This window comes from Companilactobacillus hulinensis, from assembly GCF_003946555.1.
Taxonomy (GTDB): domain Bacteria; phylum Bacillota; class Bacilli; order Lactobacillales; family Lactobacillaceae; genus Companilactobacillus; species Companilactobacillus hulinensis.
This window is the reverse complement of the sequence record NZ_RHOO01000007.1, coordinates 34,528-58,134: the sequence shown is the minus strand read 5'-3', so window position 1 is coordinate 58,134 and position 23,607 is coordinate 34,528. Positions and strand designations below refer to the sequence as shown.

At 37.0% G+C, this 23,607-nt stretch carries 25 protein-coding genes and 1 pseudogene; 22 read left to right on the top strand and 4 right to left on the bottom strand.

The window, feature by feature from the left end; all coding sequences use genetic code 11:
• Nucleotides 1–18: 18 nt before the first annotated feature.
• Entirely contained in the window at nucleotides 19–672 is a 654-nt protein-coding gene (locus tag EKM66_RS05550) for a Vat family streptogramin A O-acetyltransferase (RefSeq protein ID WP_125762441.1), read from the bottom strand.
• 105 nt (nucleotides 673–777) lie between these two features.
• Here EKM66_RS05550 and EKM66_RS05545 point away from each other — a divergent pair, with 105 nt between their 5' ends.
• From EKM66_RS05545 to EKM66_RS05490, 12 genes are all read left to right on the top strand, one after another.
• Nucleotides 778–1,467, top strand: coding sequence for a GntR family transcriptional regulator (locus EKM66_RS05545; protein ID WP_125762439.1), 690 nt, complete (start codon nucleotides 778–780; stop codon nucleotides 1,465–1,467).
• A gap of 113 nt (nucleotides 1,468–1,580) precedes the next feature.
• Nucleotides 1,581–2,858 carry a PTS sugar transporter subunit IIC gene (locus tag EKM66_RS05540; protein ID WP_125762437.1) on the top strand — a complete coding sequence of 426 codons (1,278 nt, stop codon included), beginning with the start codon at nucleotides 1,581–1,583 and terminating at the stop codon, nucleotides 2,856–2,858.
• Nucleotides 2,859–2,865: 7 nt separating this feature from the next.
• On the top strand, nucleotides 2,866–3,132 hold the full coding sequence (locus EKM66_RS05535; RefSeq protein ID WP_125762435.1) for a hypothetical protein: 267 nt from the start codon (nucleotides 2,866–2,868) through the stop codon (nucleotides 3,130–3,132).
• Nucleotides 3,129–4,217 carry a DUF871 domain-containing protein gene (locus EKM66_RS05530; RefSeq protein ID WP_125762433.1) on the top strand — a complete coding sequence of 363 codons (1,089 nt, stop codon included), beginning with the start codon at nucleotides 3,129–3,131 and terminating at the stop codon, nucleotides 4,215–4,217. Before EKM66_RS05535 ends, EKM66_RS05530 begins: the two co-directional genes overlap by 4 nt.
• Before the next feature lie 2 nt (nucleotides 4,218–4,219).
• The gene (locus tag EKM66_RS05525; RefSeq protein ID WP_125762431.1) at nucleotides 4,220–5,338 is read left to right on the top strand and encodes an amidohydrolase/deacetylase family metallohydrolase; all 1,119 of its coding nucleotides are present in this window, start codon (nucleotides 4,220–4,222) and stop codon (nucleotides 5,336–5,338) included.
• Nucleotide 5,339: 1 nt separating this feature from the next.
• Entirely contained in the window at nucleotides 5,340–6,425 is a 1,086-nt protein-coding gene (locus EKM66_RS05520) for a DgaE family pyridoxal phosphate-dependent ammonia lyase (RefSeq protein WP_125762429.1), read from the top strand.
• Nucleotides 6,425–7,159 (top strand): 2-dehydro-3-deoxy-phosphogluconate aldolase, encoded by a 735-nt coding sequence (gene dagF / locus EKM66_RS05515; RefSeq protein ID WP_125762519.1) that lies wholly within the window; start codon nucleotides 6,425–6,427, stop codon nucleotides 7,157–7,159. Before EKM66_RS05520 ends, dagF begins: the two co-directional genes overlap by 1 nt.
• A 10-nt stretch (nucleotides 7,160–7,169) precedes the next feature.
• Nucleotides 7,170–8,162 carry a sugar kinase gene (locus EKM66_RS05510; protein WP_125762427.1) on the top strand — a complete coding sequence of 331 codons (993 nt, stop codon included), beginning with the start codon at nucleotides 7,170–7,172 and terminating at the stop codon, nucleotides 8,160–8,162.
• A gap of 439 nt (nucleotides 8,163–8,601) precedes the next feature.
• Nucleotides 8,602–10,485 carry an LTA synthase family protein gene (locus EKM66_RS05505; RefSeq protein WP_125762425.1) on the top strand — a complete coding sequence of 628 codons (1,884 nt, stop codon included), beginning with the start codon at nucleotides 8,602–8,604 and terminating at the stop codon, nucleotides 10,483–10,485.
• Nucleotides 10,486–10,667: 182 nt separating this feature from the next.
• On the top strand, nucleotides 10,668–13,412 hold the full coding sequence (locus EKM66_RS05500) for a cation-translocating P-type ATPase (protein WP_125762423.1): 2,745 nt from the start codon (nucleotides 10,668–10,670) through the stop codon (nucleotides 13,410–13,412).
• Between the two features lie 43 nt (nucleotides 13,413–13,455).
• Nucleotides 13,456–14,451: a DMT family transporter gene (locus EKM66_RS05495; protein WP_225426561.1), complete on the top strand. Its 996-nt coding sequence runs from the start codon at nucleotides 13,456–13,458 to the stop codon at nucleotides 14,449–14,451.
• Between the two features lie 529 nt (nucleotides 14,452–14,980).
• Nucleotides 14,981–15,790, top strand: coding sequence for a chitosanase (locus EKM66_RS05490; RefSeq protein WP_125762420.1), 810 nt, complete (start codon nucleotides 14,981–14,983; stop codon nucleotides 15,788–15,790).
• On the opposite strand, the gene EKM66_RS05485 is transcribed toward EKM66_RS05490, so the two are convergent.
• Nucleotides 15,787–16,542: a sulfite exporter TauE/SafE family protein gene (locus tag EKM66_RS05485; RefSeq protein ID WP_125762418.1), complete on the bottom strand. Its 756-nt coding sequence runs from the start codon at nucleotides 16,540–16,542 to the stop codon at nucleotides 15,787–15,789. The genes EKM66_RS05490 and EKM66_RS05485 overlap by 4 nt on opposite strands.
• 75 nt (nucleotides 16,543–16,617) lie before the next feature.
• Between EKM66_RS05485 and EKM66_RS05480 the strand changes: the two genes are divergently transcribed.
• From EKM66_RS05480 to EKM66_RS05440, 9 genes and pseudogenes are all read left to right on the top strand, one after another.
• Nucleotides 16,618–17,181 (top strand): TetR/AcrR family transcriptional regulator, encoded by a 564-nt coding sequence (locus EKM66_RS05480; RefSeq protein WP_125762416.1) that lies wholly within the window; start codon nucleotides 16,618–16,620, stop codon nucleotides 17,179–17,181.
• Between the two features lie 76 nt (nucleotides 17,182–17,257).
• Nucleotides 17,258–17,380, top strand: a pseudogene (locus tag EKM66_RS05475) (type II toxin-antitoxin system RelB/DinJ family antitoxin); the annotation flags it as partial.
• 151 nt (nucleotides 17,381–17,531) lie between these two features.
• Nucleotides 17,532–18,365 carry an ABC transporter ATP-binding protein gene (locus EKM66_RS05470; protein WP_125762414.1) on the top strand — a complete coding sequence of 278 codons (834 nt, stop codon included), beginning with the start codon at nucleotides 17,532–17,534 and terminating at the stop codon, nucleotides 18,363–18,365.
• Nucleotide 18,366: 1 nt separating this feature from the next.
• On the top strand, nucleotides 18,367–19,236 hold the full coding sequence (locus EKM66_RS05465; RefSeq protein ID WP_125762412.1) for an ABC transporter permease: 870 nt from the start codon (nucleotides 18,367–18,369) through the stop codon (nucleotides 19,234–19,236).
• A 27-nt stretch (nucleotides 19,237–19,263) separates the two neighbouring features.
• Nucleotides 19,264–19,479: a hypothetical protein gene (locus tag EKM66_RS05460; RefSeq protein WP_125762410.1), complete on the top strand. Its 216-nt coding sequence runs from the start codon at nucleotides 19,264–19,266 to the stop codon at nucleotides 19,477–19,479.
• The gene (locus EKM66_RS05455; protein WP_125762408.1) at nucleotides 19,428–19,715 is read left to right on the top strand and encodes a LytTR family DNA-binding domain-containing protein; all 288 of its coding nucleotides are present in this window, start codon (nucleotides 19,428–19,430) and stop codon (nucleotides 19,713–19,715) included. The genes EKM66_RS05460 and EKM66_RS05455 overlap by 52 nt, the downstream gene beginning before the upstream one ends.
• A 9-nt stretch (nucleotides 19,716–19,724) precedes the next feature.
• Complete coding sequence (locus tag EKM66_RS05450) at nucleotides 19,725–20,123, top strand: DUF3021 family protein (RefSeq protein ID WP_125762406.1); 399 nt, start codon at nucleotides 19,725–19,727, stop codon at nucleotides 20,121–20,123.
• A gap of 104 nt (nucleotides 20,124–20,227) precedes the next feature.
• The gene (locus EKM66_RS05445; protein ID WP_125762404.1) at nucleotides 20,228–20,773 is read left to right on the top strand and encodes a DUF1836 domain-containing protein; all 546 of its coding nucleotides are present in this window, start codon (nucleotides 20,228–20,230) and stop codon (nucleotides 20,771–20,773) included.
• Nucleotides 20,770–21,621: a DegV family protein gene (locus EKM66_RS05440; protein WP_125762402.1), complete on the top strand. Its 852-nt coding sequence runs from the start codon at nucleotides 20,770–20,772 to the stop codon at nucleotides 21,619–21,621. The genes EKM66_RS05445 and EKM66_RS05440 overlap by 4 nt, the downstream gene beginning before the upstream one ends.
• A gap of 53 nt (nucleotides 21,622–21,674) precedes the next feature.
• Here the strand turns inward: EKM66_RS05440 and EKM66_RS12530 are convergent, their stop codons facing one another.
• Both EKM66_RS12530 and EKM66_RS05435 read right to left on the bottom strand, forming a co-directional pair.
• Nucleotides 21,675–21,836 (bottom strand): hypothetical protein, encoded by a 162-nt coding sequence (locus tag EKM66_RS12530; protein WP_164505052.1) that lies wholly within the window; start codon nucleotides 21,834–21,836, stop codon nucleotides 21,675–21,677.
• A 42-nt stretch (nucleotides 21,837–21,878) separates the two neighbouring features.
• Nucleotides 21,879–22,754 carry a LysR family transcriptional regulator gene (locus EKM66_RS05435; RefSeq protein WP_125762400.1) on the bottom strand — a complete coding sequence of 292 codons (876 nt, stop codon included), beginning with the start codon at nucleotides 22,752–22,754 and terminating at the stop codon, nucleotides 21,879–21,881.
• A 116-nt stretch (nucleotides 22,755–22,870) separates the two neighbouring features.
• On the opposite strand from EKM66_RS05435, the gene EKM66_RS05430 reads away from it, so the two are divergent.
• Nucleotides 22,871–23,605: an SDR family oxidoreductase gene (locus EKM66_RS05430; protein ID WP_125762398.1), complete on the top strand. Its 735-nt coding sequence runs from the start codon at nucleotides 22,871–22,873 to the stop codon at nucleotides 23,603–23,605.
• Nucleotides 23,606–23,607 lie beyond the last annotated feature (2 nt).

Sequence of the window (23,607 nt, the reverse complement as noted above, 5' to 3'; positions counted from 1 at the left end):
CAGATATCTGCTGCTTTTTTAGTGGAGTGAATTTATCAGATGATTAACTGACTTGAGATCTAATTCTGCAACTGTTAAATCGTGGATATGTTCAGTGATCCATTCGATATCCTGATCCCACCACTGGAGCTTTTCTAACTGATCGATAACGTCATCTGAGAATCGCTTTTTGATTACTTGTATAGGATTACCACCAACAATTGCATAAGGCTCTACATCTTTGGCAACTAGGCTATTAGTACCAATTATTGCTCCATCACCGATAGTTACACCTGGCATAACGGTGACATTTTGGCCGAACCAGACGTCATTGCCAATTACAGTGTCACCTTTGAGAGGTAAATCGGTGAGTTGTGGCGTATTTGTCTCCCATCCGTTACCCATGATATTGAATGGATAAGTAGATATTCCTTTCATCACGTGGTTAGCACCATTCATAACGAATTCTATTCCGTGGGCAATGGAGCAGAATTTGCCGATAATCAATTTATCACCGAGAAATTCGTAATGATTAGTCACATGTTTTTCAAAGTTTTCCGGATCGTTAGGGTCATCGTAGTAAGTGTAATCACCAATCAAAATGTTTGGTCGAGTAATAGTGTTTTTTACAAATACCACTTCTTTGATATCTGGATTTGGATAGATAGAATTTGGATCTGGATATGTTTTCATAAATAAACTCCTTATCTCGTTATGTAAAGTTTTAGTAATGTATATATATATTATAATGACATAATGATATATTATTTAATGAAATCCTTGATTGGGGGAATAAATATGATTACAGGTACGTTATATCAGAATACTGCTAGTGATATTAAGAAGAATATCTTATCTGGCAAATACGAAGTTGGGACTATGATTCCAACTGAGAATGAGTTAGAAGGTATTTATAATGTAAGTAAAATAACAATTCGCAAGGCAGTCGAATTGTTGGTTTCAGAAGGTTATCTTGAGAAGAAGAGTGGCATTGGTACCAAGGTTATCAGTAATAATCTGTTCAACAAGTTGTCAAAGGCCAAGTCTTATTCGTCAATTGTTAATGAACAGGGCGACTTGAGCAAATCAATTTTAAAGATCAAACTTGTATCTCCAAAGGGAACCCCTTTTGAGGAATCTGGTCAAGATGTCTTGTACATCAAACGTTTGTATTCATTAGACAAGGAACCTTTCATCATTTTTGAACATTATCTTCCTAATGTTGGAATTCAAAGTGAATTAAAAGATTTACGTCATAAGTCACTCTATAAAATTCTCAAGGACAGCGGTCAAGATATCAATAATTTCAAAGATGATTTCAAGGCAATTAAGTTAAGCGATGATGACAAGAAGACACTTGGTACAAGTGATGAACTAGCTATTAAGAGAATCCGTAAGGGATATGATCGATTGGGTAATTTGATTGAGTATTCCATTGCTGTTTATGACACTAATAAGTTCCCATATGAGATTGAATACGAAGTTTAATTTTCGTATTTTAAGCGTTTACATCATAACATTATAATGTTATGATGTTCCTAAATTAAGAGCGAGAAGAAATAAACGTAAGTTTTGTACTACTCGTTTGAAGGAGGAGTTTTATGGATAATTTTGTAAACATGCTCAACGCAAAAGTATTACCAGTTGCCAATAAAATGGGAACTCAGCGCCACATGACTGCGATTCGTAAAGGAATCATTTCAACACTACCACTTACCATTGTTGGATCATTCTTTACGATCATCAACAATATACCAATTGAGTCGGTAGCCAATGCATTACTACCATATAAGGAAATTCTGGATATTCCATTCAGATATACAGTTGGTATCTTGGCACTATACGCAACGTTTGGTATTGCTTCATCACTTGCCGAAAGTTACAAGCTCGATAAGTTAACAAATGGAATTCTAGCTGTCCTAGCTTTCTTAGTTTCAACAGCTGCTCCGATCCATGTTTTAAAAGATGCTAAAGGGGTTATTGATGCCGGTAGATATATCAACATTGCTAACTTGAGTGCTTCGTCACTATTCGCATCAATCGTTACAGGTCTATTGACCGTTGAAATATATCGTTTCTTGAAGAACAAGAATATCACTATCAAGATGCCGGATGGAGTTCCACCAGAAGTTTCTAATTCATTCGTTGCCTTGATTCCAGCAGCAATCATCTTGCTATTATTCTGGGTCATCAGATATATCTTTGATTTCAACATATCTTCATTCTTAAGTACAATCCTAATGCCATTAAAAGGTGTCTTAGTTGGTAACAGTTTGTTCGGTGGATTATTAACAATCCTACTTATTACTGGATTCTGGACATTGGGTATTCACGGTGCAGCCATCATGGATCCTATCGTTCGTCCATTTTGGGAAATGTCAATTGCTCAAAATATGAGTGAATTTGCCGGTGGTACTAGTGCACATCACCTTTCAACTATCTTCACGGAACAATTCTTACAATGGTTCATCTGGATCGGTGGTGCCGGTGGTACTTTGGCACTTGTAGTATTGTTCATGTTCTCTAAATCAGCTTATCTCAAGGATTTGGGTAAACTAGCTATTTTGCCTGGATTGTTCAATATCAACGAGCCAATCGTCTTCGGTGCACCTATCGTTATGAATCCTATCTTAGGTATTCCATTTATCGTTGCGCCACTAGTAACAGGTACGCTTTCGTACGTTATGACTATCACTGGAGTGGTTCCAATGATGATGGCCCGATTGCCGTTCACAATGCCTGGTCCGCTGGGAGCATTCATCAGTACGAACTGGAGTGTTCCGGCGTTGATTCTATCATGTGTCAACTTCATTATTGATCTCGCAATTTACTATCCATTCTTCAAGGTGTTCGAAAAACAACAATTAGCCAAGGAGTAAAAAAATTATGTATTACATGATTGGTTTGGCAGCATTCTTCCTATTAAGTGAAGTTTTAGTTCAAAAGAATATCATTCCCAAATTTCTAAAAAATATCTCAGCTGGGAAAGTGATTTTACGTTCAATCCTTGTATTAATGTTCGTTGCAGCGATTGGTATGTTACTCAAAATGGCAGCGCCATTAACCATCTTGGCAACTATCTACTTAGCAACCATCATTTCCAATAAGTATCTGAACGTATTCTCAGACATGGAAGGCGGTAAGAAAGTATGACAAAGCGTACATTAGGAGTTTCAGTTTATCCAGATCACAGCAATGATGAAGATAAGAAGTATTTGGCCAAAGCTGCCAAGCATGGTTTCTCAAGAATCTTCATGAGTATGTTGGAAGTCAGTGAAGGTAAGGAAGCGGTCATGGCAAAGTATCATGATTTGATTTCCTATGCCAAAGAACTTGGATTTACTACTACCTTGGATGTTGCACCTAATATCTTTGATCAATTAGGTATTTCTTATCAAGATTTGAGTTTCTTTTCAGAACTAGGTGCCGATGGTATTAGATTGGATGAAGGATTCGATGGACGTCAGGAAGCCCTGATTTCGTACAATCCACAACAATTGAACGTTGAACTAAATATGAGTAATGATGTGGATTATTTGAATAATATCCTATCTTATTCGGCTAACGAACCTTTCATCTTTGGTTGTCATAATTTTTATCCACAACGTGGTACAGGTTTGCCATTAGAATTCTTCAATAGTTGTTCAAAACGCTTCAAAGAACATGGAATTCAGACCGCAGCTTTTATTACATCTCAATCCGGAACTATGGGTCCATGGAGCATCAACGATGGATTACCAACGCTTGAGATGCACCGTGATTTGCCAGTTGAATTACAGGCTAAACACCTATTTGCTACGAATATGATCGATTGTGTGATTATTGGTAATGCTTATGCATCGGATGAAGAATTAGAAAAACTAGGTAATTTGAATCGTTATCAAATTGTTTTCAATGTGAAAATTTGTGACTGTATCCACGATGTAGAACAACAAATTTTGCTTGATAATCAACATGTTCGTCGTGGTGATATTACTGACTTGGTAATTCGTTCGACAGAGGTTCGTAAAAAGTATGGTCCAGAAGAGAATCCTAAGAATGGCTGTTCACATGAATTCAAACGTGGCGATATCGTGATCGGTAATGATGAATTCGGTAAATACAAAAATGAATTACAGATTGTGTTAGAAGCACATAGCGATGAAAGAAAGAATAAAGTCGCTGAAATTTCTGACCAAGAGTTATTCCTATTAGATTACATAACTCCATGGGCTAAATTTAAATTGGAGGAAATTTGATTATGGCTGATTTATACATTAAAAATGGGCTCAATGAGCATTCAGAGGCAATTGAGCTGCTTATATCAAACGGTAAGATTGAGCGTGTTGGGACAAAACTTGATGATGTTACTGCGGACAAGACGATTGACCTGGAAAGACAATCGATCGTAACAGCTGGCTGGATCGATGATCATACACATTGTTATGAGAAATTGACACTCTATTATGATGATCCTGATAAAGATGGATATCCAACCGGCGTTACAACAGTTATTGACGCTGGCTCAACTGGTGCCAATAATATCGGTGATTTCTATGATCGTACCCGTGATAAGAAGACTAATGTTTATGCCATGATCAATATTTCTAAGACTGGTATCTTGGCTCAAGATGAATTGGGTGATATGAGTCGTCTAAGCTTACCAGAGTTACAAGATGCAGTTGATAAATATCCTGATTTCATTGTTGGTATTAAGGCCAGAATGAGTAAATCAGTGGTTGTCGGCAATGGAATCAATCCCCTGGTTGAAGCCAAGTATTTTCAGATGAAGCTAGATAAGCATCTACCACTGATGGTTCATATTGGTACTAATCCTCCAGAATTATCAGAGATAATGGCAGTTATGGATCGTGGAGATATCATGACTCATTGTTTCAATGGTAAGGCTAACGGAATCTTGGATGAAAATGATAAGATCAAAGACTTTGTTCAAGACGGATACGAGCACGGAATTATCTTCGATGTCGGTCATGGTACTGATAGTTTCAACTTCCACACTGCTGAAATAGCTAAGGAATACAAGTTATATCCTGAGACTTTGAGTACAGATATCTATCACCACAATCGTGAAGACGGCCCAGTTTATGACATGGCAACATGTATTGAAAAACTGATGTTGATCGGATATAAAATTTCAGAAATCATTCCAATGATAACAAGTCGTCCTGCAAAGAACTTCAATCTTGCTGGTAAGGGTAAATTGGAGGCTGGCTTTGATGCTGATGTAACTATCTTTGATATTAAGCACGGACAAAAGGAATTAACAGATTCAAACGGCAACACAAGAACAACTGATACGCTTGTTAAACCTAAATACAGCATTATCGGTGGCAATGTGTATGCAATCGGAGGTATTTAGAATGGATGTTTATGAAAAGTATAATTTGAAGCATGTTATCAATGCAGATGGGAAGATGACCATCCTCGGTGTTTCAAAAGTATCTGACAAAGTGGTTGCTGCTCAAAAGTTGGGTGCTCAGAATTTCTTTGAAATGGCAGATTTGGTTGTTCAAACTGGTAAATATGTTGCCAAGTTAGTCGGTTCTGAAGATGCATTGATCGTCAACTCAGCTTCTGCAGGTATTGCGGAGACAATCGCCGGAATTATTGGACAAGGTAGTATGTACCACGTTTATCACCCATACACAGACCGTATTACTAAGCGTGAAGTTATCCTCCCCATGGGTCATGATGTTGACTACGGTGCCCCTGTAGACGTTATGTTAGGTGTTGCTGGTGCCAAGATGATACCGGCTGGATATGCCAATATGTGCTCTCCAGAACATATTGAGATGCAAATAACAGATCAAACTGCCGCAATTCTCTACATCAAGAGTCACCACACAGTTCAAAAGAGTATGTTATCTATTCCTGAAGCAATTGAAGTGGCACATAGACATAACTTGCCATTGGTATTGGATGCTGCCGCTGAAGAAGACTTAACTAAGTATCTTAAAATGGGTGCCGATGCAGTAATTTATAGTGGTGCAAAAGCTATCGAAGGACCAGCATCTGGGGTTGTCTTTGGTAAAGCTAAGTATATCGGCTGGGCTCGTCTTCAAAGCAAAGGTATGGGACGTGCCATGAAGATCGGTAAAGAAAATATCATCGGATTGACTGGTGCAATCGAGCAATACCTAGAAGAAGGTCCAGAAGATGGGCAACAAATGATTGCTCGTCTAACACCATTCGTTGAACAACTCAAAGCTATCGGTTTGAAAGTTAAAATTGTTCAAGATGGTGCCGGTAGAGAAATCTATCGTGCCAGTGTTCAAACTGATAAGGCACAAGAAATTTGTGACAAACTACGTAACGGCGCTATAGCAATCTATGCACGTGAATATCGTGTGAATGTCGGTATTATTGAATTCGATATTAGATCAGTTGACGAATCTGAAATGAATCAAATCGTCGCAAGAATGAAAGAAATCATGGAGGAAATATGATGGACTTGAAACCTAATTATTTAGACAATGGAATTTGCTTGAATGTACTAGCTAATTCAATCGAAAATGCAAAGGACTGTTACGATGCAGCTGAAGGACACGTTGTACTTGGTGTTCTAACAAAGAACTATCCAACTGATGAAGCTGCTATCGAAGATATGCTCAAATATAAAGAAGCGATTCATAACGCCGTTTCAGTCGGACTTGGCGCTGGTGACCCTAATCAAAGCGCAATGGTTGTCAGAGTTTCAAAAGCTGTTCAACCACAACACGTTAACCAAGTATTCACTGGTGTTGGTGCAAGTCGTGCTATGTTGGGGCAAGATGAAACTATCATCAATGGATTGGTTTCACCAACTGGCAAAGTTGGCGTTGTAAATATTGCTACTGGTCCATTAAGCAGTCAAACAACTCCTACAGAGGTTCCTATTGAAACAGCAATCGCTTTGTTGAAGGATATGGGTGGTTCATCAATCAAGTTCTTCCCAATGAAAGGCTTAGCTCACATTGAAGAATTCAAAACTGTTGCTAAGGCATGTGCAGAAAATGATTTCGATCTAGAACCAACTGGTGGAATTGACTTAGATAACTTTGAAGAAATTGTCTCAATTGCTAAAGATGCTGGTGTTAAGAGAATTATTCCACATGTTTACAGTTCAATTATCGACAAAGCAACTGGTGACACGCGTCCTGAAGATGTAGCTAAATTATATGAAATCATCAAGAAATTCTAGGGCAAGACAGATGAAAATTTTAGCCTTTGGTGAAGTAATGCTTCGATACACGGTTCCAGAACATATGCTCCTGGAACAAAGTGATATTGTACGTATGTCGACCGTGGGGACGGGGGTTAACTTGCTAGGAAGTTTGTCTCATTTGGGATATAGAACTAGCATGATAACTCAAGTTCCTGATAATTCTTTGGGTAAGAAGGTCGTCGCAGATCTTAGACGTCTTGGTATATCAGACGAGTTTGTTGGATATACCGGAGGACACCTAGGCAGTTTCTTTGTTGAGTTGGGACATGGGTCAAGGCCAGAACGAGTTACCTACCAGGACAGATTATCGAGTTCATTTTGTATTACTGATGCAAACGCTTATGATTTTGAATCGGAGCTTGCGGATGCCGATTATATACATATTTGCGGGATAGCCTTGAGCTTGACCGAAAAGACACGGGATGCAGCATTGAAATTAGCTAAATTGGCTCATGAAAAAGGCGTTAAGGTCTGTTTTGATTTTAACTATCGCATGAGTTTGAATGAAGATAACAGTCATTTAATGATGAAAAAGTTGTACCAAGAAATGCTCCAATACGCTGATGTTGTTTTCGGTAGTAAACGTGATTTGACGGATTTACTAGATTACGATGATGCAAAAGATGCTGATTTGTATGCAAAATTCACTTCGGATTATAATATTGATTATTTTGCAGGAAGCAGTCGCAGCAGTGATGAACACAAGAAGTATTTCCAAGGATTCATTTCTCATGGTGGTGAATTATATAAGTCTAAGCCACGTGAGATCAGAATTCTTGACCGAATTGGTAGTGGTGATGCTTTTGCCAGCGGCGTTATAACAGGTCTAATCGAAGATTGGAACTTTGAGAACACGCTGAAATTTGCAGTTGCTAATTCGGTTCTTACGCAAGAGGCCTTAAATGATACGCCATTGTTCGATAAAGAAGATGTTTTCAGTTATCTTGAGTGCGATGGTAAAAATGAATTGATTAGATAGAAAATCGTCCTTTATATGGAAGGACGATTTTTTGTTTTGGTCATCTATTAATTATGATTAAAAATTCAATTAAACCCATAAATAGTGACTTTGATACTATCCAAATTTATTAAACTTACGGAGTAATCGGAAGAATTTAAAATAACCTCCAGCTATGAGAGTGGCGTTATGGCTTTAGCCATTACACCACCAGACGAGTTTTAATACTTACGAACTTTGTAAGTATTAAAATCGAGAATCGAGACCGTACCTCAGGCTCGGTTCGGTCTGCATAGCAGGAGATTATTTTAAGTTCTGGAGATGTGAAGCTATAGAATATGATTATGAGAAAGAAACAACCATAAGGACAATTTTTATTTGCTCATTTTATTCCCATTTTCAAATAATATGGGTTAGTATATAAAGGTGTTAATTACGCAAGGGTAAGGATGTTTCATTAATGAAGAAGTTAAATAAAATATATGTTTTACAATTTGTTTTCATAATACTTTCAGCACTATTTATGGGACTAGTTATTGATTATTCTCAAACCAGTTCTTGGTCATTTGCATTCACCAACGCTACGAAGACATTCCCAGGAATGTATCTCGTAACTGCCGGTGTATTATTCTTTATTTACATTGGATTATATGGAATAATTAACCGTTTTTTCTATTCAACGGCGATATTCTATGTAGTGTTCCTGATTTTCTCAATTGCCAACAAGTTGAAGGTTCTCTACCGTACTGAACCTATTTTGCCAAGTGACTTGATGTTCTTAAGCAATATCAAGGAATTACTAACGATGATCAGCATGAAGCTTGTCGTTGAGGTTGCGGTGATCCTGATTATTGGGATTGCCATCTGTATTTTCTTGGAACGAAAGTTTGGCAAATATTTATTGAGAATGAAATGGCCCACTCGTGTAATCTTCCTATTATTAGCTATTTTAAGCCTAGGTAGTTTTTATTCGGCTAACGATGAAGGTTCTTTAACTAACAAATTTCTAGCTAAGGCTGGCCGTTCGGATTTTACCGCTAACTTAATTTGGGAGACCAACAGTAATGGTCCACTGATTACCTTCTTAACCAACATTCGTGTTAATGTTATGGACGAACCAGAGGACTATAGTCAGACTAAGATTGATTCAATTGTTAAGAAGTACAAGAAAACAGCAGCTGACATTAACAAGGACCGTCCAAATAGTAATGTTAATAAGCAGACTCTGATTTATGTATTAAGTGAGAGCTTCTCAGATCCTAGTCGTGTACCAAATGTTAAGGTTAATTCGGATGCGATGCCTAATATTCGTCAAATTAAGAAGAATACAACTTCTGGTTTGATGCTTAGTTCTGGTTACGGTGGTGGTACTGCTAACATGGAATACATGACCTTTACTGGACTGGCATACAATCAGTTCTCGAAGTCACTTCAATCTCCATATGTGCAATTAGTACAAAAGCAGACCAATCCTGAGAACATTACTAATCAATTCGATACTAAGTCAGCAATTCATCCATATATTGGTAACTTCTATAGTAGAGCTAGTGTATATAAGAAGTTTGGCTTCCAGACTTTTAGGAATATTAACACTACTGGGGACCTTGCACTGCAATATACTGATACTACTGATGGTGGTCAGTATATTAGTGATGAGTCAGCGTATAAGGATGCTTTATGGCAAGTTAATCATGTCAAAGACGGCCAATTCATTAGTTTGGTAACGATGCAAAATCACATGCCATATACTAATAAGTATAAGGATAATAACTTCAAAGTTAGCGGTTCTGGTGCTGGTAAGAATACCAAACAAGTTGAGAACTTCTCTAAAGGAATTAATTTGACTGATGCTTCCACTAAGGAATTCTTAGATAAACTAGATAAAATCAATAAGCCGATTACAGTCGTTTGGTATGGCGATCACCTACCTGGTATTTATGATGGCAATAGTATGGAGAAGTATAATGTTGCCCAACATGAAACTGACTACTTCATCTATAGTAATAAGTACGCCATCGCGCACGGCGACGGTACTAATAAGATCAATAAAGATACTAAGATTACTGATCCTAATGGCTTCATAGCTCTAGCTTATGCACAAATGGGTCAGAAGGTAACACCATTCTATGCAATGTTGACTAAGATTCAAGAAGAAGCTCCAGCAATGGCTAAGAGTACAGTTGGTGATTCTGAAAGCCTGTATGTCAATAAAAATACTGGTAAAGAAGTTGCTTATAAGAATTTAACTAAGAAACAAAAAGAACTTTTGAAAGACTACAAACTGATCCAATATGATTTGACTGCTGGAAAAGGATATAGTTCCAGTGATGGTTTTACTAAGTAGTAGCAGATAAGTCGTTGTTAAGCCAACGGCTTATTTTTTTACTTTCTATAATATAATAGGAAGAAAATGTCATAATATAATTATATGTGTTTTAGATTATGACAAATAATTCGTATATCAATTTAAAATTTGTTAAACTATAAGTGAATACTAATATCAAATCAGATGGAGGAGGCACTTATATGTTTTATGACCAGGATAAAAATGATGTACTAAATTCGCTACGGACAAGTCGTCACGAAGGATTATCTAGCCAAGAAGTCCGATTACGACTAGACAAATATGGAAAAAATGAAATAAAGCAAGAACCGCCGACTCCAATCTGGAAAATTTTAATGAATTCGTTTAAGGAACCACTAGTGATTATTTTGTTACTAGCGGTTTTGTTATCTTTGATGAGTGGTGTGTATGAGCTGTCAGGTGGCAGTGCGAAACATGCAATGTCGTCTTTTTATGAAGCCATCGCTATCCTGATTTTGATCTGTATCAATAGTGGTCTATCAGTCTGGCAAACTGTGAATGCTCGCAAGTCACTTGATAGTTTGAAGGAGCTGAACAATCATCAGGCATCAGTTCTAAGAGATAATGACTGGGAGAAGGTATCGGTAGACCAATTAGTTCCTGGCGATATTATTAGTGTCAAGACTGGTGACTTTATTGAAGCTGATGTCAGATGGATCAAGGTTTCAGAATTACAAGTTCTGGAAGCACATTTGACTGGTGAATCTGATCCAATTATCAAGGTGGTTGAATCTTTACCAACAGATACTGATCTGGGTGACCGTAAGAATATGGGATACTCTGGTTCAACTGTCACTAACGGTAATGGTTATGCAGTTGTTGTAGCGACAGGGATGGATACAGAATTAGGAAAAATTGCGGAATTATTGACGAATAGTGAAATACAAAAAACGCCCATCGAAAGAACTGTGGACGATTTAACTAGAAAATTAATGTACGTTGCTGGCGGAGTGGTGCTGTTTACTTTGATAGCTGGATCTGTGAAAACATGGATGATTACTGGAACGCTCTCATTTACTAGTTTTACTGCCATATTGTCTACGGCAATCGCCTTAGCCGTTGCGGCGATTCCAGATGCTTTGCCGGCTGTATTGTCGATAGTTTTGACTATCGGTGCTGGGGTCCTGACCAAGAGTAAGGGATTGATCAAGTCTCTTAATAGTGTAGAAACGCTTGGATCAACTACTTTTATTGCTTCAGATAAGACGGGGACTTTGACCAAAAATGAGATGACCGTTACGAAATTTTTTACTGACGGCATTGAATTCGATGTTGAAGGTCGAGGATATGACCCTCTGGGTGAGATAACGCCAAAGAACAAGGTTGATTCAGCCAGAAAATTCGTTATTGCGAGTATTTTGAATAATGAAGCAAATGTTTCGAGAGATGAAAATGGAAATTACAAACCTTTTGGGAATCCGACCGATGTCGCATTGGTTGTTCTAGGATTAAAACTAGGACTGGATAGACATACGTTATTGAACCAGAAGTCAGAAGAAGACTATGATATTTTGAGGATTTTTCCATTCGATAGCACTAGAAAAATGATGAGTGTGGTAATTAAGAATGGAAACACATTTAAAGTATTGGTTAAAGGCGCTCCGGATGTTCTTTTAAATAAGTCTGTAGCCACGGATGATAATGCAGCATTGAAGCACAAAATTGATCAATTCGCCGAAGCAGCGTTGCGTACTTTAGCCGTTGGTGAAAGGGTTATATCAGAAGATGAAGCTATGAACTTGCCGGTAGAAGAATTAGAGCAAAATGTTCACCTACTAGGATTAGCGGGAATAATTGACCCACCACGTGAGGAAGTTAGAAAATCCGTTGAAGTACTTCATAACGCCGCTATAAATGTTGTGATGATTACTGGTGATCATGCTAAGACGGCCCAAGCTATTGCGGTTAAATTGGGAATTATTTCTGATAATAAGGCACCGGTTATGGAAGGTAAGCAGATTGATAATTTATCAGATGATGAGTTATTTGATCATGTTGAGAATATTAGAGTTTATGCTCGCGTATCACCTGAACATAAACAAAGGATTATTAAGCAATTACAACGTCACGGTGAGATAGTCGCAATGACTGGTGATGGAGTGAATGATGCACCGGCACTACGAGCAGCCGATATTGGTGTTGCAATGGGAATCAATGGTACAGATGTGACTAAGGATTCGGCAGATTTGATATTGTTAGATGACAAGTTCACTACGATTGAGCATTCGGTTGAAGCTGGTCGGACAATTTTTACCAATATCAAAAACTTCATGCGTCATGAATTAACGACTAATGTTGCGGAAGTATTGTCGTTGATGTTTGGATTGCTATTAATTACTCATGATATTGGCAATGTTTCTAGCAATACACCAATTTTGACGGCATTAATGGTGTTGTGGGTCAACATGGTCAGTGATGCATTACCATCATTTGCATTGGGTTATGATGTTCCAGAGTCGGATATTATGAATGAGCCGCCACGTGATACCAGCAAGTCAATTCTGGCTGAGGGGATGCTTAACCGGATTATTGTTCGAGGAACGGTTATGGGATTAGTTGTATTCGTTGCCTTTGTCATTGCTGCACGAAGCGGCATGCAAGTCAGAGAAGCACAGACTGTAGCATTTCTAACTTTGGTTTTTGGACAATTATGGAATGTATTCGATGCACGTAGTTCGAGAACTTTATTCCACCGTAATCCTTTCAGTAATCCAAAATTAATTATTGCTGTATCGTTCTCAGCGTTGAGCTCATTGTTTGTAACCATTTCACCATTCTTCAATGAAGTAATGGGAACAGCTAGGCTAAGCGGATTGGTTTACTTGATGGTAATATTTATTCCAGCAATCCCTGTATTTTTGATATCTGGTATAAAAGCTATTTTTCACTTAAAAACGTTTTCATGAAAACAAGTCTTAAATTTCACTTGCCAATAGGAGTAAAATGATATTGTTACTTCACTATTTAGGGGATGAAACGAACGTTTTGAAGTTAAAAGGTTTTCTATACATAGTAATACCGATGTTTTTATTCAGTTCTATGGAAATTGCTTTAAAAATAGCCGGTGGTCAATTCAATCCAGTTGAGTTGAATTTTATCAGATTCTTGATTGGTGGATTGGCATTGTCGCCATTCGCAGTTCTTCACCTCAAGAAGAACGGGATTAAGATGTCCGCATACGATCTTGGTCGTTGTGCGTTGACTGGCTTCGTTATCGTTGTTGTCAGCATGACACTTTATCAGTTATCTATTCAAGTTACAGAAGCTTCAGTTATTGCGATTATCTTGAGTGCTAACCCAATTTTCGGATTGATTATTGGATTCGTATTCTTGCATGAAAAATTATCTAGAACAAATGTCTTTGCTCTAGTATTAACATTGGTTGGATTGTTGATTATCATTAATCCATTCAATTTAAAGAATCCCGTAGGTATTATTTTGGGATTATTAGCATCAATTATCTTTGGCATCTACGGCGTTATGTCACGTGTGAATGGAAGTAAGATCGGTATCAATGGATTGTCGATGACTTGCTTCTCATTCTTATTTGGAGCCTTGGAGTTAGGAGCGTTGATGTTGTTAAGTCATACACCAATTGCTCAAAATATTCCTGCTCACTACAGTGAATTCATTAATATACCGTTCTTCAAAGGTATAACATTACAAACATTGCCACTGATCTTGTATATCTCAGTCTTAGTTACTGGTGTGGCATTTGGATTGTACTTCGTATCAATGGAAGAGGTCGGGATTGTTCAAGCGTCGTTGATTTTCTTGATCAAACCAGCTTTGGCCCCAATTTTGTCACTGTTCATCTTGGGTGAAGCTATTAGTGGGCGTACTATTATTGGTATCGTAGTTATTCTACTTGGTTCATTAGTTACTCTCGTTGGTGAAGATATTGCGTATCGAGTTATTGCTCTGGTACGACATCAAGCTGGATAAGTGTTGTGTTCGTATTGATTGATATAGCAAAAAAATCTTGTTATACTTTCGGTGTAATAAAGAAGCAGACCGCACTGGTCTGCTGTATAGAATCGGCCGCCTAGGCGGTGGTTTCATCACGAAAAAAGTAACCGCGACTGTCCAAAGTCTGAATCAGCGGTTATTTTTTTCGGTTAAATTTCAGAATTTCAATCACTAACAATGAAAATGCAATCATTAGGTACAACACTTGAAAGACTGTCATGCTTCTCCTCACTGGAGAGACACTCATTAACGCAAAATTCCATAGGCATCACTCCTCTCAATAAAAATCGATTTGCTAGCCACCGTCTGAACTTCCGATAGCTACTAGTTTACAGGAGTGATTTTCTTTAACCTAATATGAACATGCGTAATTCTATTGTTTATTGATATGCTTTTAAATGAAAATATTAATACCAAAAGTCCAAAGTTTGACTTAATGTCAGCTTTGGATTTTTTTGCATGGTTCAGACCAATTTGTGTTTTACTGGAATTAGAGGAAATAAAGATGTTTAAAAAATTAGGAATGATCCTTTCAGTAATGCTTATTGCGTTAACAAATTTTGGATTTACATCAGCGTTTGATAATCATATTACGGTTCAGGATGGAACGTTAAGGAAGACAATTTTTGCTTTAGTTTCCAGTGCGGAGAATTCTAGTTTGAACTATCAGAAACAATACAAATACATTGAAGATATCCATGATGGACGTGGATATACAGCGGGCATAATTGGTTTTACTTCCAAAACTGGTGATCTGCTTGATGTTGTGGAGAAGTATCAAACCTTAGAACCCAATAATAAATTGTCTAAGTTCATCTCAGCGTTGAAAAAAGTTGAAGGAACTTCGTCACATAAAGGTTTGGGTAATAAATTCGTAAAGACTTGGAAATCTTCAGCTAAAGACAAAAAATTTATCCAAGCTCAAAATGAGATCTTGGACAAAATGTATATGAATCCTTCTATTAAATTATCGCAAAGAGATGGTTTGTCATCTTTAGGACAATATATTTATTATGATGCATTGGTCGTTCATGGTCCCGGAAATGACAAAGATAGTTTTGGCGGTATTCGTAATAAAACAATAAAACATGTCAAAACACCTGCACAAGGCGGTTCTCAAAAGAAGTATCTATTAGCATTTCTCAAATACAGAACTAGAGTCATGAAAAAAGAGACCGCACATCAAGATTTGTCACGAATCAAGACTCAGGAGAAGTTTATTCGTGAGAAAAACTATCAACTAAAGTTGCCGTTGAAATGGACAATGTACGGTGACAAATACTATTTAACAAAGGAGAAGCTGGATAAATTTTAAAGAATCATTTGTAGTCCCATGACTACCAAAAGTATTCCGATGAATGGTCTGACGTAATTATTAAACTTGACTGGATTAATTTTGGCGAGGAGTATTGGTGCTAGTAGGGCACCGGCAATCGCCCCAATCATTAGGCTTAATCCAATTGACCAATTAACATTACCGCCTGATAGATGAAATAGTAATCCAACTCCAGTAGTACCAACAAGTACGTACGATGATGTTGCGGCCGCACGAACCATATCTAGATTGAGTAATAATAATCCAGCTAGAATTGGGCCGCCACCACTTAATCCGGCGACTCCGACCATTAAGCCACTAATGGCTCCGAATACGGATGCTTTCACGGCATCGTGACTGGAGTTTTTATTTGAATTCTTAGATTTGGATAGGAAGAAATGCTGCACTAGAATTTGAATTCCCAAAACAACAAGAATAATTGCGACGATCCATGTGTAGATTTTTATGGGAATGTAAGGAGCAATCCACGCACCAATTACAACGGCAGGAATGGCTGAAATCATCATTCGATTGCCGACTTTGAATCTGATGTTTCCTGTACGATAATGACCATAGGCTCCGACTACTAGAGATGGAAAGGCTGTTAATAGTGAAGTTGCGGCTGCTACTGGAGCACTCAAATGGAACAAACTTGTTAATACTCCTAGGTAGAAGGCAGCACCGCCACCGCCAGTTGATATTACGAAAAGACCAATTACAAAACCAATTAAGATCAAGGACAAAAACGTCATCTTAACATCTCCTATTTACTATTGGTAATTGTAATTTACAGAGTGTAAAATGTAAAGAAGTAAGGAGGAACACGTATGACACAAAAACGTGATCTGTCTGAAGACAAAATTATTCAAGCAGCGATTGAATTAATTACTGATGGCAATTATGATTCAGCGACTTTCAAAAGTATTGCTGAAAAATTAGATTGTAAAACACAGGCTTTGTATTTTTATTTTAAAAATAGGGATGACTTAAACTTAGCACTGACCAAATATTACTTTGATAAACTAGACGATAAAATCAAAACTGAATGTTTTGGGTACAGTGGCAAAGAAGGCATAATTCAAGTTGCTAAAGTAATGCGAAAGTTCGGATTAAGCAATTTGTCATTATCGTTACTGGTGTTAAAAACAGCTGAAATTTCTAAAGATAAAATTATCGGAGACGAGACGCTACATTTGAGAATGATGATGAATACTTTTATCGAGAAATTTGTTACTGATGATAAAGCGAAAATGACTATCACCCGTGGTATTCGCTCGTTAGTTATTGGTGAGGTTGTCAATGAAGGAATTGGTTGGTTTCATAATCCGCTGATCAAGAATACTGATAGTTTTGAGATTAATTTGAATAAGATACTAGAAAATGGAAATTAAATATGTGTTATATTTGTTTCAGATTAGAAGGAGTGGTGATTCTATGGAATTGAATAACGAAACTGATAAGTGTTATATACCAAATGAGACTACCCGCTGTGCAATGATTGAAGCAAGGGCAAAGGAATCCGGATTGATTCCAGATGATACACCATCATTTACCAATGTTGATGAATTAATGAGATACTTAGATAAATAAATCAAAAGTCTTCCCAGAGAAACCTAGGAGGATTTTTTATTACTCAAAAATAACCACTAAACATCAAATAATTACCACTTGTTTCAAAACTGAATACAAATAACTTTTTCTGCATAAAATAATGGTCATAAATCAAATGGAGATGACCATTATGAAACTACTACAGGCAACATCATTAACTAAAAAATTTCAAAATAAAATAGCTGTGGACAATATTAATTTGACTATCAATAAAGGTGACTTCGTCGTATTTCTAGGACCTAATGGTGCTGGTAAATCTACCACGATCAACATGTTGACAGGAATTATCCAACCAACCAGTGGACAGATTGAATTTGACGAAAAAACTACTATCAATCGGGAGTATCGAAATAAAATAGGTGTAGTTTTTCAGAGTAGCGTTTTAGATGCCAACTTATCTGTTAAGGACAACATTATGACGAGAGCCAAAATGTATAATAAGCCAACTCAGATACAATTATTGATAAATAAGTTCAATTTGGAAAGTATTTGGAAACAAAAATATGGAAGTCTATCAGGTGGTCAGAGACGTCGTGTTGATATTGCTAGAGCCTTAGTCAACAATCCTGAATTACTATTTTTAGACGAACCATCAACTGGATTAGACATTCAGACTAGGACAGCGATTTGGGATGTACTTAATCAATTAAGGCACGACACTGGTTTAACAATTATTTTAACTACTCATTATTTGGAGGAAGCTCAAACTGCAGATTATGTATACATTATTGATCAAGGCAAAATAATTGCCGAAGATACGGTAAGTAAGCTTCAAAAACAGTACACCAAAAATATTTTGACCTTATATTACCAGAATGGTGAATCTAAGGAACTGACTGTTAATGATAAGAATCAAGCAATAAAAATATTATCTGATAATTCTCAAGCTATTTCTGATTTCGAATATCGTCCCGGAACAATGAATGATGTCTTTATGAATTTAACTGGTAAGGAGATACGTTAATATGAGCGGATTAATTAGTCGTAATTTAAAAATGTACTTTAATGATAGAAGTGGAATCTTTTTCTCACTGATGGGAGCAATGATTTCTTTTGTTCTGTACTTGGCGTTTCTAAGTCAGAATATGATAACTAGCTGGAGCAAAGTTCCTGATACCAAACTACTTTTGGATCCATGGTTAATTGGTGGCACGCTGACAATCACTGCAATCACTACAACGTTAAGTAGTTTGAGTTTGATGGTTAAGGATAGGGAAAGTCATGTTTTGGCAGATATTAATTTGACCGATATTAGTTATGTCGGTATACAGTTTGCATATATTGTTACGTCGGTGTTTATAGGTGTTATCATGCAACTAATTATGTACTTTATAATGGGAATATATTTTATGATTGTAGATAACAGTTCGTTGGATTTGACGATTTTCCCACAGGTATTTGGTATTTCAATACTAAGCAGCTTCACTTGGACGATTTTTAATTTATTACTATTATCTTTTGTCAAAAAAGTGGATACTCTTGGTAAGATATCCTCAATAATCGGGACTGCTTCAGGGTTTTTCGCTGGTGTTTATATGCCGATCGGCACGTTACCAACCACTATGCAGAACTTGATGAAATATACTCCAGCACCATATAATTCAGCGATGTATCGAAACATTTTGATGAATGCACAATTAAATAAATCATTTAATAAATTACCGGTATCTGTGTTGTCGAAGTTTAAAGAAGTTATGGGTATAAGTATTAGTTGGAATGGAGCACTTACTTTTCAACAGGATCTGTTGATATTTATTAGCTTTGCACTAGTTATCAGCATCTGTGTATTTTTGATTTCACGAATCAGTCGAAGATTGGTTCTTAGTAAGGTTTGATTGTAACTATGTAAGGGAGAGTGTGGGATGAAAATAAATTTTAATCAGGATGACAAAATACCAAAGGATGAAATTGATGTGACTGTCAAAGCATCCAACTTTACCAATGAAGTTCAGGAATTGATGAAGAGATTAGACGAATTGAATTCAAAGTTCTCTGTCATCCCCCTTTCTGTGATGATCGTGTGGTTATGGTTCAAATTGATCAAATCATTGCCATTGAGGTTTTTGAGAATGAATTGACCATTTATACGCACGAAAAGATTTATCGCTTACGTGGTCAATTAAAGAAAATGACCGAGCGTATCAATGATGGTAACTTTGTCCAAATATCTAAGAATACTGTCATCAATTTGAATCATCTAGATTCTTTAGAGACAGCTTTTTCAGGCAATATGACGGCCTTTTTGACAGATGATTTGAAGTTTAGTGTTAGTAGAAAATATTTGACTGAACTAAAAGGACAGCTGGGGATGTGAGGTAAAAATATGGATAAATTACTTAAAACTATAAGATATTTTTTGATTGGTGTTTTGTTAGGATCATTTAGTTTTCTTCTGGTAGGGCTCTTTGCTGGCGGAATAGAGGCAACCGTACGTGAAATTGCATCCTTGTTCTTCTTCAGTGGATTAATCGGGATCGTTTCGATGATATTTGAAACAGATTGGTTTAACTTTCCAATACGGCTGTTGCTGCATATGATTGTTACAGTAATTATTGTTTGGGCGATGATGTTGGTATCAAGGTGGAAAATAATTGATCATACGTTAGATTTTGTTATCACAGTAATTGTTGTGTACGGAATGGTGTGGCTAATAATGTATCTATCAGACATTGTTGGTACAAAAAAGATCAATGCGGCAATACGCAAAAGAAAGTCGAAGTGATTCGACTTTTTTTATTATTATTTTTATCTAGTTTTAAAAACTAGATTGAATAGTATTAATTATTATGATAAATTATATTAGTAATTATAAAGAGGTGCTTTTTAATGGATGAATTGCAAGAATGGTTAGATAATTTAGAGGAATTCAAGTTACCACGCTGGTCAGATTTACCAGAATTGGATTTGTACAGAGACCAATTATTAACATTGATAGATAAGTATTTGGGTCCTATTTGGTTAGATGATGGACCAATCGTTACTACATCGATGGTTAATAATTACGTCAAGAACGGACTTCTACCACATCCGATTAAAAAGAGATATACCAGAGAACATTTGGCATATTTAATTGCTATTACATTCTTGAAGCAAGTCGTTTCAATCAGCGAGATCGAAGAGGGTATTGAGTTGATGACACAATTGAACGGTGGTATTGAAAATGCCTTCGATTTCTTCTGTGAGAAGCAAGAGACTGCTTTGAAGATTATCAATCATCGTGCTGAAGACCAGAAATTGTCGGAAGGCAATAAGTCACCTGAGTATCTGATGGTTGAGATGGTAACAATGTCTTTTGCCACAAAATGGGCAACTAAGAAGATATTATTGCTAGATAATAGCGACGGCTCGAAAGAAAAGAGTAATGAGAAATGACAGAAAAGATTGCTATATTGGTAGATTCTTGCTGTGATATCCCTGAGGAGTACTTAAAAAAATCAGGCGTGTATGAATTGCCAATGCAAATTATTTACGCAGATAAAACATATAAAGATCGTGTAGATATTACTGCGGTTGAGGTCTATAACGGTCTAGAAAAAGAAATACCCAAGACATCCCTACCTTCAGGTGAATGTATCAGTGAAAAGTTAGACGAAATAGCCGCAGATGGTTATGATCACATTGTTTCAATCTCAGTTTCATCCGGATTAAGCGGTACTTATAACTTCTTAAAAGTGTTGCTTGAAGACGATGATAGATTCACCTTTACAGCATTTGATACTAAGCAAGTTGCTGTTGCCGCTGGATTAATTGGTGTCGGAGCCAAGGATCTGGTTGATGCAGGTAAGAGTTACGCTGAAGTGGTTGTTGGCGTGGATAAGATGATTAAGAATACAGTGGTTTATTTCTGTATTCCAACGTTGGAATATCTTCGTGCCGGTGGTCGTATCGGATTGGTAACTTCAGTTGTTGGTAATATGTTGAAACTTGCACCGATCATCACATGTAATAGTGAAGGCATTTATACCACAGCTGCTAAGGCTCGCGGTATGAAAAAGGGTCAAAAACTAATGCTTGATTTGGCTACCAAATTTATTGATGATCACAAGGATTACTTATTGGCTATTGGACATGGTGCTGATGAGGTTGCCGGTCAACGGATGGTTGACTTGCTAGCTGAGAATGGTATCAAAGGTAGCAAACAGTTCTTCGGACAAGTTGGTCCGGCTCTTGGAGTTCACACTGGTCCAGGATTAGTTGGTGTCGGAGTGGTTTTGTTATAGATGTAAAAAGAGGTATGATTCTGCTAATGCAGAGTCATACCTCTTTGTTTTGTCTAATTATTCTTAAAAAAATCAGCAATTTCCTTTTTAGTATTTAATTTTTTTACAGGCACTAATCTCAATGTTTCATTGAGTTCTAAAGAAGCTTTTTGCTTTTCCATTTTCTTTTTTAATATGGATTCAGCGTCAGGTTGATCGTAAGCTTTCGATTTCATATATTTTACCTTTACCTTTCCGATTATTGTAACTATTTAACTTTAGTCCAAAGAATTCTGCAACTTATCAATGAATAATTGTGCAATATTAGAAAGTTGAGAATTTGGTTTCCAGATAACGGTATTGGGATCTGTGATTTTCGGCGATAGTGGCTTAAAAACTAATCCACTATCTTCATCAGTATTTATCAATCCATCATAGGTAATCAAATAGGTGTGGTGCAACTTGGCTAGAAGAGAAACGTTGTAAGCTAGATTAGTTGAAGCAACAACGCTGATGTTGTCGTAATTCTTGCCCCACCAATTACGAAACTTGTCTTGAACCATAGATTGATTTGAAACTATCAATGGTTTACCAACCAGGTCGTCAGGATTGATTTTGTTTTTAGAAGCTAGTTCAGAGTCTATCGGCATAATAACTCCAAATTCATTTCGTTCAGGTAGAATCAAACTTTCGAAGTTTTCGGTTTTTCTATCACCCATGACAACTCCAAAATCCAGCGTGCCGTTGTCGATTCTTGATTCGATTTCATCAGCATTGCCACTATAAAAGTTAATTTTGACTTCGGAATTATCCTGAATGATTGAATCAACGATTTTCATAATTCTAGTCATAGCCAAACTTTCACCGGCGCCAATGTACAATTCACCGCTGATAATATTAGTCGATTGTAAGTTATATGTAGTTTTATCGGCGATGCTGACCATTTCTTCAGCACGTTCTCGTAAATAATGACCTTCCTGGGTCAAAGTTATCTGACGATGTCCACGTTTTACTAGAGTTACACCGAGTTCTTCCTCCAAATCTTTCAACTGTTTTGAAAGTGATGGCTGTGCGATGTGCAGAGATTCAGCAGCCTTTGAAATGTTTTTTTCCCGACAAATTGCTAGAAAATATCGTAATACTCTGAGTTCCATAGTGATTTCTCCATCTATAGTTATTAGCTATATTTTAGCATCATCTATAGGTATTTCACATCTAACAAATATCAAATTATACTGAATTTATCAGTTAGAGAGAAGGACGTATCGATATGAGTGTAAAAGATAAAGTAGTGATTATTATGGGAGCATCAAGTGGTATTGGTGCAGCAACAGTCAAAGTTCTTGCAGAACAACATGCAAAACTTGTGATTGCTGCTCGTAGAAAGGACAGACTGGAAGAATTACGTGATCAATTCCCTGGAGTTGAAATCACACCAGTTCAAGCAGATGTTACTTCATTTGAAGATGTTCAGGCCGTAATTGATATGGCTTATGATAAATACGGAAGAATCGACGTGCTATATAACAATGCTGGAATTATGCCAACCAATCCGTTAAGTAAAGGTCAGCGTCAAGAATGGCAGAAGATACTAGACGTTAATGTTATGGGCGTTCTAAACGGTATTTCTGCTGTGCTACCTATAATGATCAAGCAAAAGTTCGGACACATCATCGCCACAGATTCGGTTGCCGGTCACGTAGTTGTTCCAAACTTTGCAGTATATAACGGTTCCAAGTTCGCTGTCAGAGCAATTATGGAAGGGCTTCGTCAGGAACAAAGAGTTAATGGTATCAAGACTTCCATCGTTTCTCCCGGTTCAGTTAATACTGAACTCTACAAATCAATTAATGATCCTCAGAAACGTCAAGAAGAAATTGAAACTGAAAATGCGATTGGATTGGATCCGGAAAATATCGCTAAGGCCGTATTGTATGCAATTGATACGCCAAAGGATATGGATGTTAATGAAATACTCATTAGACCTATTGGTCAAGCTGTTTAATA

What these genes read in the sequence shown, in the direction of transcription:
- EKM66_RS05510 (WP_125762427.1), top strand. Translation starts at nt 7,170, where the DNA reads ATGAAAATTTTAGCCTTTGGTGAAGTAATGCTTCGATACACGGTTCCA.
- EKM66_RS05500 (WP_125762423.1), top strand. Translation starts at nt 10,668, where the DNA reads ATGTTTTATGACCAGGATAAAAATGATGTACTAAATTCGCTACGGACA.
- EKM66_RS05485 (WP_125762418.1), bottom strand. Translation starts at nt 16,542, where the DNA reads ATGACGTTTTTGTCCTTGATCTTAATTGGTTTTGTAATTGGTCTTTTC.
- EKM66_RS12530 (WP_164505052.1), bottom strand. Translation starts at nt 21,836, where the DNA reads ATGAAATCGAAAGCTTACGATCAACCTGACGCTGAATCCATATTAAAA.
- EKM66_RS05465 (WP_125762412.1), top strand. Translation starts at nt 18,367, where the DNA reads ATGAGCGGATTAATTAGTCGTAATTTAAAAATGTACTTTAATGATAGA.
- EKM66_RS05530 (WP_125762433.1), top strand. Translation starts at nt 3,129, where the DNA reads ATGACAAAGCGTACATTAGGAGTTTCAGTTTATCCAGATCACAGCAAT.
- EKM66_RS05545 (WP_125762439.1), top strand. Translation starts at nt 778, where the DNA reads ATGATTACAGGTACGTTATATCAGAATACTGCTAGTGATATTAAGAAG.
- EKM66_RS05525 (WP_125762431.1), top strand. Translation starts at nt 4,220, where the DNA reads ATGGCTGATTTATACATTAAAAATGGGCTCAATGAGCATTCAGAGGCA.
- EKM66_RS05440 (WP_125762402.1), top strand. Translation starts at nt 20,770, where the DNA reads ATGACAGAAAAGATTGCTATATTGGTAGATTCTTGCTGTGATATCCCT.
- EKM66_RS05430 (WP_125762398.1), top strand. Translation starts at nt 22,871, where the DNA reads ATGAGTGTAAAAGATAAAGTAGTGATTATTATGGGAGCATCAAGTGGT.
- EKM66_RS05540 (WP_125762437.1), top strand. Translation starts at nt 1,581, where the DNA reads ATGGATAATTTTGTAAACATGCTCAACGCAAAAGTATTACCAGTTGCC.
- EKM66_RS05535 (WP_125762435.1), top strand. Translation starts at nt 2,866, where the DNA reads ATGTATTACATGATTGGTTTGGCAGCATTCTTCCTATTAAGTGAAGTT.
- EKM66_RS05460 (WP_125762410.1), top strand. Translation starts at nt 19,264, where the DNA reads ATGAAAATAAATTTTAATCAGGATGACAAAATACCAAAGGATGAAATT.
- EKM66_RS05455 (WP_125762408.1), top strand. Translation starts at nt 19,428, where the DNA reads ATGGTTCAAATTGATCAAATCATTGCCATTGAGGTTTTTGAGAATGAA.
- EKM66_RS05550 (WP_125762441.1), bottom strand. Translation starts at nt 672, where the DNA reads ATGAAAACATATCCAGATCCAAATTCTATCTATCCAAATCCAGATATC.
- EKM66_RS05435 (WP_125762400.1), bottom strand. Translation starts at nt 22,754, where the DNA reads ATGGAACTCAGAGTATTACGATATTTTCTAGCAATTTGTCGGGAAAAA.
- EKM66_RS05480 (WP_125762416.1), top strand. Translation starts at nt 16,618, where the DNA reads ATGACACAAAAACGTGATCTGTCTGAAGACAAAATTATTCAAGCAGCG.
- EKM66_RS05445 (WP_125762404.1), top strand. Translation starts at nt 20,228, where the DNA reads ATGGATGAATTGCAAGAATGGTTAGATAATTTAGAGGAATTCAAGTTA.
- EKM66_RS05520 (WP_125762429.1), top strand. Translation starts at nt 5,340, where the DNA reads ATGGATGTTTATGAAAAGTATAATTTGAAGCATGTTATCAATGCAGAT.
- EKM66_RS05505 (WP_125762425.1), top strand. Translation starts at nt 8,602, where the DNA reads ATGAAGAAGTTAAATAAAATATATGTTTTACAATTTGTTTTCATAATA.
- EKM66_RS05490 (WP_125762420.1), top strand. Translation starts at nt 14,981, where the DNA reads ATGTTTAAAAAATTAGGAATGATCCTTTCAGTAATGCTTATTGCGTTA.
- dagF (WP_125762519.1), top strand. Translation starts at nt 6,425, where the DNA reads ATGGACTTGAAACCTAATTATTTAGACAATGGAATTTGCTTGAATGTA.
- EKM66_RS05450 (WP_125762406.1), top strand. Translation starts at nt 19,725, where the DNA reads ATGGATAAATTACTTAAAACTATAAGATATTTTTTGATTGGTGTTTTG.
- EKM66_RS05470 (WP_125762414.1), top strand. Translation starts at nt 17,532, where the DNA reads ATGAAACTACTACAGGCAACATCATTAACTAAAAAATTTCAAAATAAA.